Annotated in this window: 12 protein-coding genes and 1 pseudogene; 3 read left to right on the forward strand and 10 right to left on the reverse strand. The window is 71.7% G+C overall.

From position 1 onward, the window contains the following. Positions 1-42: 42 nt before the first annotated feature. The 8 genes from NBW84_RS07935 to NBW84_RS07970 form a co-directional block, all read right to left on the reverse strand. Positions 43-2,184, reverse strand: coding sequence for an FtsK/SpoIIIE domain-containing protein (locus NBW84_RS07935; protein ID WP_250283165.1), 2,142 nt, complete (start codon positions 2,182-2,184; stop codon positions 43-45). Next, entirely contained in the window at positions 2,181-2,414 is a 234-nt protein-coding gene (locus tag NBW84_RS07940) for a hypothetical protein (RefSeq protein ID WP_250283167.1), read from the reverse strand. The genes NBW84_RS07935 and NBW84_RS07940 overlap by 4 nt, the downstream gene beginning before the upstream one ends. After that, entirely contained in the window at positions 2,411-3,160 is a 750-nt protein-coding gene (locus NBW84_RS07945; protein WP_250283184.1) for a DUF2637 domain-containing protein, read from the reverse strand. Before NBW84_RS07945 ends, NBW84_RS07940 begins: the two co-directional genes overlap by 4 nt. After that, positions 3,160-3,465 (reverse strand): hypothetical protein, encoded by a 306-nt coding sequence (locus NBW84_RS07950; RefSeq protein ID WP_250283169.1) that lies wholly within the window; start codon positions 3,463-3,465, stop codon positions 3,160-3,162. Before NBW84_RS07950 ends, NBW84_RS07945 begins: the two co-directional genes overlap by 1 nt. Beyond that, the gene (locus NBW84_RS07955; protein ID WP_250283171.1) at positions 3,462-3,923 is read right to left on the reverse strand and encodes a hypothetical protein; all 462 of its coding nucleotides are present in this window, start codon (positions 3,921-3,923) and stop codon (positions 3,462-3,464) included. Before NBW84_RS07955 ends, NBW84_RS07950 begins: the two co-directional genes overlap by 4 nt. Then, positions 3,920-4,327 (reverse strand): hypothetical protein, encoded by a 408-nt coding sequence (locus tag NBW84_RS07960; RefSeq protein ID WP_250283174.1) that lies wholly within the window; start codon positions 4,325-4,327, stop codon positions 3,920-3,922. The genes NBW84_RS07955 and NBW84_RS07960 overlap by 4 nt, the downstream gene beginning before the upstream one ends. Continuing rightward, positions 4,324-4,794 carry a hypothetical protein gene (locus NBW84_RS07965; protein ID WP_250283175.1) on the reverse strand — a complete coding sequence of 157 codons (471 nt, stop codon included), beginning with the start codon at positions 4,792-4,794 and terminating at the stop codon, positions 4,324-4,326. Before NBW84_RS07965 ends, NBW84_RS07960 begins: the two co-directional genes overlap by 4 nt. 84 nt (positions 4,795-4,878) lie before the next feature. Beyond that, positions 4,879-5,088 carry a helix-turn-helix domain-containing protein gene (locus NBW84_RS07970; RefSeq protein ID WP_047222553.1) on the reverse strand — a complete coding sequence of 70 codons (210 nt, stop codon included), beginning with the start codon at positions 5,086-5,088 and terminating at the stop codon, positions 4,879-4,881. Between the two features lie 124 nt (positions 5,089-5,212). On the opposite strand from NBW84_RS07970, the gene NBW84_RS07975 reads away from it, so the two are divergent. From NBW84_RS07975 to NBW84_RS07985, 3 genes are all read left to right on the forward strand, one after another. Beyond that, complete coding sequence (locus NBW84_RS07975) at positions 5,213-5,596, forward strand: helix-turn-helix transcriptional regulator (RefSeq protein WP_162233186.1); 384 nt, start codon at positions 5,213-5,215, stop codon at positions 5,594-5,596. An 872-nt stretch (positions 5,597-6,468) separates the two neighbouring features. After that, positions 6,469-7,377, forward strand: a complete 909-nt coding sequence (locus NBW84_RS07980; RefSeq protein ID WP_250283177.1) for a hypothetical protein — start codon at positions 6,469-6,471, stop codon at positions 7,375-7,377. Between the two features lie 190 nt (positions 7,378-7,567). Further along, entirely contained in the window at positions 7,568-8,332 is a 765-nt protein-coding gene (locus tag NBW84_RS07985) for an ATP-binding cassette domain-containing protein (RefSeq protein ID WP_250283180.1), read from the forward strand. 440 nt (positions 8,333-8,772) lie between these two features. Here the strand turns inward: NBW84_RS07985 and NBW84_RS07990 are convergent, their stop codons facing one another. Further along, the gene (locus tag NBW84_RS07990; protein ID WP_250283182.1) at positions 8,773-9,633 is read right to left on the reverse strand and encodes a polysaccharide deacetylase family protein; all 861 of its coding nucleotides are present in this window, start codon (positions 9,631-9,633) and stop codon (positions 8,773-8,775) included. A gap of 199 nt (positions 9,634-9,832) precedes the next feature. Beyond that, positions 9,833-10,638, reverse strand: a pseudogene (locus NBW84_RS07995) (hypothetical protein); the annotation flags it as partial.

Genomic DNA, 10,638 nt, shown 5'->3' on the forward strand with positions numbered 1-10,638 from the left:
CGGTAGCGGGGGGTGTCTACATGTGGGCTGCCGGCCGGCCGGTCAGCCGCCGGCCGGGGCGGGCGGGGAGGTAGCGTCGGCCCCCTCTACCGGCCGGGCCGCGAGCACGTCCGGCGGGATCGCGCCCTCGATGTCGCGCAGCAGATACCCGGCACGGTTCTCCCCGTCGATCTTGACTTGCTTGGTGGTGCGGCGGACCCCGGCACGGTCCAGCTCGGCCGCGAGCATGGCCGGATCGAAATCCCCGTAGCCGTCCTCGTCGAGGTTCACCAGCGCGGACAGCAGGTCTTCCGTCCAGATCCGCGACCGGGACCCGAACGCCTCCATCACATCCCCGATGATCTGCGGGATGGTGTAGCCGACGTCCCCGGCCGCGGACGGGATGTCACCGGCCGCCTGACCGGTCAGGGTGCCGGCAGCCACCCGCAACACCCGCCCCCGGGAACACACCACGTCGAACGCCGGATTGTCGAGATAATCGCATTTCACGGTCACGTGGTTCGCCGGGCCGGTCACCAGCACCCCGACGCCTTTGTGTTCCTCGGACAAGGTGGAAGCGTCCGCACCCATCGCGGCCTTACCGTCTCCCAAGACCATGTCCGAGCTGGTTTTGTCGGTGACCTGCGTGGAATACCGCCGCGACACGATCTCCCGGAGCTTCGTGGGAACGCTTTTGGCGTCCGGCCGCTGCGACGCATAGATCGGGATGAATCCGGCCGCCGGGCCGCGGCGTGCGATACGGGCCAGCTTCCCGATGATCCGACGCCGGTCCTTCTCCTCGTCGATCGCCTCGAAGTACTCTTGCAACTCGTCGATCACGACCAGGACCAGCGGCATCATGTACCGCCGCATGATGTCCGGAGTGAGCTTGCCTTCCGGGCACATGCTCGTCGGTAGGGTCGCGAACAGCGCGAACCGCCGCGACATCTCGGCGATCAGCTCGTCGAGCATGACTTCCAACGCGGCGAGATCTTCGTCGTCCGCGCCGCGGATATACCGGTGGGCGACCTTCGCGGCCGGCCGGAAATCAGCACCGCCTTTCCCATCGGCGAGGTACAGCCGCACCCACGGGTCGAGTACCCCGGCGGATACCAGCAGCCGCATGGAAAAGGTCTTGCCGCGGCGCGGCAGGCCACCGAAAAACGCCGACTCCCACAGCATGCCCAGCGTGATCCGGTTGCCGCGGGCATCCCGGCCGAACGGTACCGCCGTCCAAAAATCGAAGGTGTCCGCGTCGACCAGCGGTGACACCGTGGACGGGCCTAGATACGGGTCATCGTCGGCGATCCACAGTGACAGCCGCCGGCCGTGCCCGCCTTGATGGGCCCGTACCCGGCTCATGATGAGCTGGATCTCGTCGACGCCGAGTTCGGCCGCGAGGACATCGGCTTTCGCGATGGCGTGCGCGGCGGTTTTCCCGCCGCCCAACGGCAGGTCCGCGACCACAGCCCAGCCGGTACCGTCTCGGAGTACCGGCGAGCACAGCACCAGCCCCGCGGCCGGTTTCAGGAGCCCGGCCGCGCGGAACGCGCCGTTGAGATGTTCCGGGGCCAGCCCGACCCGGATGTCCCGGTCGGCGCCGTACCCGGCCGGCGCACCCGGCGTTCGCCTGCGCCGTCCGGCGACCGCCGCCGTGCCGGCCGCGGCGAGACCGGAGACGACCGGCACCCACTCACCGACGGCCAGCGCGGCGACGGTCTCCCCGATGCCGGTGGTCGCCAGGGTCGCGCCGGTGAGGTACCAGCGGATCCGGCGATGATCCCGGATCAGGAACACGTCCTTGCCGAGCTTGCCGGTGGCCGCGTCGCGGAGCTCGTCGGCGAGGTCTTCGGCACGGACCCAGCGCCACCAGACCCGGCCACCGCGCCACACCCCGCGCAGGATGGCCAGCGGGGAGCGGCGCAGGCTGCGCACGGCCGCCCGGGTGGCCATCCGGCCGCCGTGGTCGAGCCGGGCCCGCGCCACCGTGGTATCCGTCAGCCACACGGGCAGGCGTAGGGGGTCGTCGGCCAGTGGTCGGCGTGCCGGTACCGGCAGCGGGGCATCCGGCGAACTGGCCGGGGGGGCTGGTGTGGCCGGGCCGGTGGCTGGCTTGCTGTCCGGGTCGGGGATGGCCGGTAGCCACGGGCCCGGGACAACGTCCCCCACAGCGTCCGCCTTGTCGAGTCGTACCGGCGCGGTCATCGCGTCCACCCGGGCATCGGCGCGTCAGCAGGCAGGATCACCGTGGAGGCTGCCAGCGGAGCGATACCGGCCGCGGTCGACACGGCGATCTCGATCCGCTGGGCCGCGTCCACGACCGCCAGGACCAGCAGACCCGCGATCCTCAGGGCCAGGACAACGACGGCCAGGAGCACGAGCCCGACAGCCGCCCACCACGGCAAGGCGCGCAGGTCCGCGCGGATGCTGGTCATGATTCCTCCCGCCGTAGCGCTGACAGGTGGTTACGAACGGTCGACGGCGTGACACCGACCAGGGGTGCCCACTCCGCGGCCAAGGCGCGGTCGGATCGTGGGTCGTCGGCCGGGATCCGGCTGACCAGCGCGGCCACCCGGTGCCGGGTCGACCCGCCGGCAGCACCCACCGGCTCGACCGGCGGGTCAGGGTCGGCCACGGGTGGCCCGGCCACCGGCACGGGATCGGCCGCGGGTGGCTCGGCCGGTGGCGTAGCCCGGGCCACAGGGGGTGCGGACTGGACCGGTAGGGGATCGGCTGTCGCCTTGACGGCTGGACCGGAGCCCACCGTCGGAGCGACGGATAGGGCCGCCACATGCCGGACGTGGCGCAGGGCCAGTTCCAGCGCGACCGCGAGCGCGACCGGCGCCCACAGGCCGATCAGACGGCCGGTCCACGTCGGCTCGGCGTGCGCCACGTTCGCGGCCACGGACGCGCCGATCCCGAGCGTGACCGCGAACCAGGCGGTGGCCCGGCCGCTGCGCCGGTTGGCACGGGCATCCGCGAGCAGCACCAGCGCGGCCACCGCCAGCAGGCCGTCCACGGACAACGGCAGGATCGTGGAGGACAGCCCGTCCTCACCGTGGCGGGCGGACAGGTCCCGCATGTGCCGGTAGCTGACGATCGCCGCGACTCCCGCGACGACGGCCAGGCCGGCGCCGATCAGACGGCTGATCCACTGATCGGCGCTGATCTTCGTACCCATCACCGGCCGCCCTTCTTCTTGGCCTTCCGGCGGCGGGCAAGCTCCGCCTTCTGCGCGGGGGTCAGCGTGGTCGACTCCCGGCCGGTGAGCCGGTCCCGCGTCGTCACCCCGTCCTTGGTCGTCGTCTTGTCGATCCGCTTCCTGCCGACCAGGTTTTTGATCTCCTTGACCGACGTGGGGATCGTGACCGACTTCGGGCTCTTCCGCGCACCGCGCTCGCCGGTGCCGGCCCGGGGGAAGCAGACCGGGCACGACGCGCCGTCCACCACCCCGAGCCCGGCGCACAGCCCACACGGCCGGCTCACCGGGTCACCGCCGCCGGCCCGCCGTCGCGGTCCTGGCCGTGCGCCGAGCAGGCGAACACCTGACACTCGCCCACGGCGCCAGCCGGCACGCTGGCGACACCGGGCACGGTCAGGTCGGCGCCGCAGACCAGGCACGCGAACCCGTCTAGAACGCCCGGGACGGTCGCGACGTCGTCGTCCAGCCCGTCAGCCTCGCCAGTGATGAGCTCGCCCCGCTGGTACGCGATGACCGCCCGGTCCACGGCGACCATCTGGCGTACAGCCCGGAGGACCTCGGCCATGCTGCCGCTGGTCAGTGCGGCGGTCAGCGCGTCCGTGGCGAGCATGAACGCGGTGGTACGGACCGTGTTCGGCCCGTACTGGGCAACCCGTCCGGACGCTTCGGTCAGGTCAGCGATCGTGGGCTCCACGAACGCCGGGTCGACCGGCGGGAAGTCGGGGAGGATCGGCGTGGTCACCGGGCACCCCCAGTTACCTTGGCGAGACCGAGGTCCTCGAAGATGGGCAGGCGGGTGATCATGTTCAGGGCCGTCCGGTACCCGGCCGCCTCCCACTCCCGAGCCTTTCGGGTGTCGACGCGTTCGGTCGGGTCTTCGGCGATCGTGACCAGCCAGCCGTGCAGGAGAGCGAGCTCGTCTCCGTCGTCGTTGAGGCAGTCGATGAGGGCTTGGACGGCGAGTTCGGCGCCTCGCGCCATGTAGATCATGATCAGGCGGGGGATCGGGGGGATGTCGGGGTTGGCCGCGGCATCCTCGTAGGCGCGGATCGCCGCGGCGACGGCGAGGAAACCGGCGCTGTAGGTGTTGTCCGCTTCCAGATCGATCAGGTCGGGGTGGCTGGCGAACAGGTCGTCGGCGCTCATGCCGCCACCGCCAGGACGGCGGCGCGGGTGACCCGCAGCGAGGGAGCGCATGGCCGCATCGGAACGTCGCCGAGCCCGTGCCGGGCGTAGGTGGCGCGGATCGCGTCCAGGTCGGCGGTCTGCCGGCTGGACTCGACCCGGTCCACGGCCCACGAGCCGTACACGCCGGCGGGGAGCCGATCCAGCAGCTTCCGGGCCTTGCGCTTGCCACGGTCGGCGGTCCTGGCCTGCTCGGAAGCCGTCTCGTAGCTGGCCGCTGCCTCCTCGATGACCTCGACGGCGGGCATCTCGTCCGGGGTGTAGACGTCCGCGGGGTCGGCTACGGCGATCGGCCCCGGCTCGGCGGTCAGGACGGGAGTAGCCGCGGTGACCGAAGCCGGGGTGCGGCGGGCACGGAACAGTGCGGGGGCCGCGACGGCGGCAAGCGCTACGACCAGGCGGGCCGTGCTGCGGGTGAGAAGCTGCATGTGCGGGTCTCCTGTCGTGTCAGGTGGTCCGTAGGCCCCGGCCGGTGCTGGAATCACCGGTTCGGGGCTGCCTTGCGTTGCGGGTCAGGCTGCGCCGGTGAGGTCGTCCGCGATCACGAGTACGTCACTGCGCCGGTAGCGGAACTGGCCGGATGGGATCTTGCGGGCGGGGATGCGCCCGGAGGTCGCCCACCGGCGGAGGGTCCGGGCGTCGACGTTCAGGCCCTTGTCGCGTAGTAGCGCGACGGCCTGACCAGGACTGATCAGCGGATCGATCCCGTCTTGGTCGCTCACGTGTCCTCCTTGGTCGAAGTGGTCGCCGTTGACGTTAGGGCATACAGTGGCACAAGCGCAATAGTGGTCTTGTGCCACCTGATAGCGCAACCGTATGTGTCTGCGCCATGCCACGATTGGAGGTGTGACCCGACCAGATGAGCCGCAGTTCTGGACCACCAGCGACATCGCGGCCCGGCTCGGGATCTCCCGTGAGCGTGCCCGCCAGCTCACCAAGACCGGAGCGTTCCCCCTGCCTGCCGCTCGCGGCCTGCAAGGCGCGGTGCCGTTCTGGCATCCCGCGGACGTCGAAAACTGGATCGCCATCCACCGGCCCGAAGCCGTCCGGGATGTCGCGGCCGAGTCGCTACCCGAGATGTGGGCGGCGGCCGACGTCGCCGAGTACCTCGGGGTGCGTCCACACGAGGTACTTGGGCTACAGGGCCTACCCGCTGCCGCCTACCGGCTGCACCACGCGCGGCTGTGGGTGGCGGATGAGATCCGGGCGTGGGCCGCCAGGCGTAGCTGACCCGCCCCACCCACGCATGAAGCGGGCCCGCCCAGTGCAGCAACACCGGAACGGGCCCTTAGCCGATCACCCTTTCGCAAGAAGGGCTCACGACCCGTGGTTCATTCTGCCCGCGGCAGCCTGCCCGACCCGAGGCGCCGCACTCTCGCTCGCTCCCGGCCGGTGATGCGATGAAGGTCATCCGCACCAGCACGGCCAGCTACACCCGCGTCCCCAACGCCATCGTGCGCAACCGGGACCTGTCCGGCCTTGCCCGCGGCATCCTCGCGTGGCTGCTGTCTCACCGGGACGGATACGAGGTCACCACGGAGACGATCCGGCAGGCGTTCCCGCAGGACGGCCGCCGCGCGGTCGACAACGCCCTGAAAGGGCTGGTGGCGACCGGATACCTCGCCCGACCACGGCGCGTCCGCAGAGACGGCGGCCGGTGGACATCGGAACCCTGGATTGTCAGGGATGTTCCGGAACGCGACGACTCGGGCACAGCCACCGTACTACCGGATCCGGTAACACGGTCCGACCTGGACGTATCGACGGATGGCGACGAACCGAGCACGCGGACCGTGCTACCGGTTTCCGTCTCACGGTCTGCCGTCTCACGGAAACCGGTCGGTCATCAAGAAGACCAACTCTCAGAAGATCAGTTCTTAGAAGAACATTTTGATGATGATGATCTCGCGCACGCGCGCGAACAAAATCATCATGTGGATAACCCCCGGGCTGTGACCGTCAGCCCGCCTCCCGCCGTGGCCGGTACCGCCTCGCCGGACCCTCACCCTTCGACGCACTCTCCCGACCCCAGCCCGGCCGGCTCCACTACGGGCATCGAGGGGGACAGAGGATCAGCGGTTCTGTCGGCTTCCGGCCCGTGGATGCTCACCGCGGGGTCGCTGGTTGACGGCGAGGTGATCGGCAACGGGGTGATGCTGGACAGCGCCGCACGTCACCGGCTGGTGGCCGCGGTCGCGGAGCGGCTTGCCGCCGGGGTGGAGCCGGGTGCACTCGCCGACGAGCTGGGCGGGGAACTCCCGCCGGGTGTCGACCCTGTGACGGTGCTGCTGGACTGCGTCCGCCAGACCCAACCGGACGGCGTCGTGGGGGCCGCTGATGACGACGGCCCCCACACCCGTGTTCCAACTGTTCCGACTGCGGCTCCCGCTGTCGGCTCGGCCGTCGACCTGCTCCAGGTCCTCGCCGACGCGGTGCACGAGGCGACCGGGCAGACGATCGACAGGGAGCTCGCCGGGAAGGGTGTGGCGATGGTGCTGCGCCGCAAGGACGGCACCCTGCGGGATGTGCACGACCCGGCCGGCTACCTGCGGACGGCGGTCGAGACGGCACCTACCCGCTTCCTGCCCTCTATGGTCCCGCCCGCGGCGTCCAGCTCCGGCCGGCCGCGCAGGGAGTCCGGCCGGGAGCGGACCCGCCGGATCTTGGACGAGGAGATGGCCAGGGCCACCGCGTCCGGCCCGGCAGGGCACCCGTCCAAGCTGGTGTGCCTCACCCACCCGGCCGCCATGTTCCGCCCCGACGGGACATGCCCAGAATGCCGCCCAGACGCCACCAGGACAGCCGAACCGGGCTGGACGGGGTGGATGTCCACACCCCCGCCCCGTACGGCCAGTACAGGCGTGCCCCCATGGTGCGGCTCCTGCGGCGGGGACATGGGCCACGCCCCGGCTGTCCTGCAAGCCAACGTGTCGTTCCGGACTGACACCGGCCGTCCTGGCGGTGTCCCGTGCACTCGGTGCCATCCCAAGGCGGCCCGGGCGTCCGCATGAACGAGCACCAGGCCCCGCCTCTGCGCGCGCCGGAGACGGCCTCACTCGGTCGACCCGCCGATCATGTGCGCCGGCCCGGACTCGCTTCCGCCCGCGGCGAAGCCCCGGCACACGTCCCCGGGGCCAGCACAATAGTGTCGATGGCCGCCCTGGGGCGTTCCTACGGCCACCCGTTCAGTGAGGAGGCCCGGTGTTTGTCCGGCGCGCCTACATCCCCGACTCGCTGGCACCCGAGCCGTCCGAACGCGACGCGTGGCCGTTCACGGTGCCCTGCGTGGCGGCACTGGTGGAACACGGCCTGACATTCACCCACCCGGTGACCTTCCTCGTCGGCGACAACGGTTCGGGCAAATCCACCCTGGTGGAAGCGATCGCCGAGGGGTTCAGGCTGGACCCCTACGGCGGCCGGGCCGGTGCCCGCACCGGCCGGCCGGATCCGCGGAAAAGCCCGTTGGGCACGGTGCTGCGGCTGGAGACGACCGCGGCGGGAGCACGGATGCTGGGCGGCCCGCGGCTGAAGAAGAAGGGCTTCTTCCTACGGGCCGAGACCGCGTTCGCCATGACCGAGAACCTGGGCGGCGTGCCGGGCTACTGGGCCGAGGACACCCGCCGGATGAGCCACGGCGAAGGCTTCACGACCATCTTCCGGACGATGATGAACGCTCCCGGTTTCTACGTGATGGACGAGCCGGAGTCGGCGCTGTCGTTCACGTCCTGCCTGCACCTGACCTCGCTGATGTACGAGCTGGGGCGGTCCGGGGCGCAGGTGATCTGCGCGACGCACTCCCCGATCCTGGCCGCGACCCCGGGCGCGGACATCATCGAGATAGGCGAGCACGGGTTCCGGCGCACCTCGTGGGAGAAACTGGAGCTGGTGGACCACTGGCGGCGCTACCTGGACAACCCGAGCGCCTACCTGCGCCACCTCGTCGACGGCGACGGCGATGACGGCTGAACACGACATGGACGTCGAACAGGCGGACGAGCGGTTCCGGGAATGGATGCGCGGCAGCCTCGGCTCCGTCCAAGCCGGCGGCGGCCCGCTGGTCACTGCGGGACGGGATCGCAGGCCTCCGCGCGCGGCTACGGAACGTGCGCCGATGACGGGTCGGACGAGGCCGGTGGGACGTCCGAATCAGACGCCCCGCTGGCGATCTCTGGGCCGTTCCTGGGCCGTTTCACTCGGAAACCGGTGTGAGGTCACGAGAGATGCCGCAAGGTCAAACGTCCAGCTCAGAGGCGTGATCGGCAAGTTTGCCCAGGTGGCGAGGCACCCCGAAAAACTTCCCCGGCTACTCGCTGTACCCGGAGACCTGACATTCCTGGGAAGCGAGTACGTGAACGACCACCGGGGCGACCGTTTGTTCCCTCGTTCCGCGGTCCAGCAGGATGCGATCACATGATTCCGGGGCGAAGGCCGTGCTCGGCCAGCGGGCCGAGGCGAAGGCCCAGGTCATGGCAGCGGGCGGCAAGCTCGGGCAGTGCGCCGAGGGCGCTGCGCCACGCCCGCGGCGCGGACGTGCAGTCGCAGTCGTGCAGCAGGACGGTCCCGCCGCCGCGCAGGTCCGGGGCGAGAGTGTCGAGGACGGTCAGCGGCGTGGCCGTCGACGTCCAGTCCCGGCCCCAGGCCGTCCACAGCACCGGGGTCAGCTCCAGCCGGCGGGCGGCGAGGAGGAACCCCGCGGACAGGATGCCGTGCGGTGGCCGGGCGAACCGCGGCGGATGCCCGGCCACCGTCGTGATCAGCTCCCGGGTCCGGTACAGCTGCCGGTAGGTGGAGCGCGGCCCGCGCAGCAGCATCGGCCGGTGGTCCCAGGCGTGGACGGCCAGCTCGTGACCGGCGTCCACCATCCGCTCGGCCAGGTGTGGCGCGCGCTCCAGCATCGTCCCGAGGACGAAGAAGGTCGCCCGCAGGTCCAGCTCGGCCAGCACGTCGAGGAACAGCGGGGTGGACGCCGGGTCCGGGCCGTCGTCGAAGGTGAGCGCCACGTGGTCCGGCGCGCCGATCCCGGCGAGCCCGGGCATCAGGTGGATCCGCAGTCGGCGCAGGGTGGCCACCGAGGGGACCGCATGGGTGAGAAGCGCGGCGGCACCAGCGCCCGCGACCGCCCGGACGAAGCCCGCCCGCCCGGCGTTCCCGGCCCGCCCGCCGGCATCCCCGGCCCGGTTCCCGGCCCGTCCGGCCTGCCCGGCACGCCCGGTCGGACGGGCCGGCCACCACGACGCTGCCTCCTCGACGCCTGGCAGGTACGTCATGCCGGACACCTTCCCACACCGTTCACGAGCCTGACGAAACCCGGGGGCACGAGGCCGGACGCCAGGGGCACGAGGCAGGACGCCGCCGCGGAGCGGAGCACCGGGCGGGAGGCGCGACAGGCCGGTCCGACCGCCGCCGGGGCGCCCCGCGCGGGGCGAGACGCCACCCCCGCGCCGGCCCCTGCCGGCAGCCGGGGCCCTACAGGTACGACGAACACGTGGGCACCCCGGGGATCGGCTCGTCCTGCCCTCCCTGGGCCACCACGGTCGCCGGCAGATACCCCCAGGCGGCCGGGTAGCCATGGGTGTTGGGCCGGGAACTATCACCCTGGGTGTACAGCCACCAGGTGTTGGTGTTGCCCTGTACCACGGGATTAGCCCGGCCCCGCAGCTGGCAGACCACCCAGACGGCTGGCGCGGCGTTCATGTAGCCGCTGTCGTCGAGCTCCTGCGGCTCCTGCCCGGCCTGGACGTTGGCGTAGACGGCCGAACCGACGTAGGTACGGCAGTTGTACGTGGGGAAGGTCCGTCCGGCGTAGTCCGTGACGTTCCGGTTGCGTGGTGCGCAGCTTGTCGCAGGATCCGGCTGCGACGGGACGGCGCTGGCGGGCACCGACGAAGCCGCGGGGGGAGGCAGGACGACCGGCGCCCCCGTACCCGGGACCTGGCTGCCCGGCGGCCCCGCGACGGAAGCCGATGCGGCCGGGGCGGCCGAGGCGGCGGCGGACGCGCTGGGGGTGGCACCGCCCGGCGCGGACGGCGGAGCCGCCGAGATGGTCACCCTCGGATCCGGGGAACGCAGCCCGAGCCCCGGTACCAGCAACAGCAGCAGTGCCGCCAGCGCGAAGCCGCCCACCACCGGTACCAGCACGCCCAGCGCACGGCGGCGTTTCCCCGGCCCGGCGGCGGCCGGCACGACAGGCTCGGCGGTGCCGGCCGCCGGCGTGGCGGACGCCAGGCCGGCCGGGTCCGGCACAGCCGGCTGCGAGATGGCGGGTTCCGGGC

It is taken from the genome of Protofrankia sp. CiP1_Cm_nod2 (assembly GCF_920664355.1).
Classification (GTDB): Bacteria; Actinomycetota; Actinomycetes; order Frankiales; family Frankiaceae; genus Protofrankia.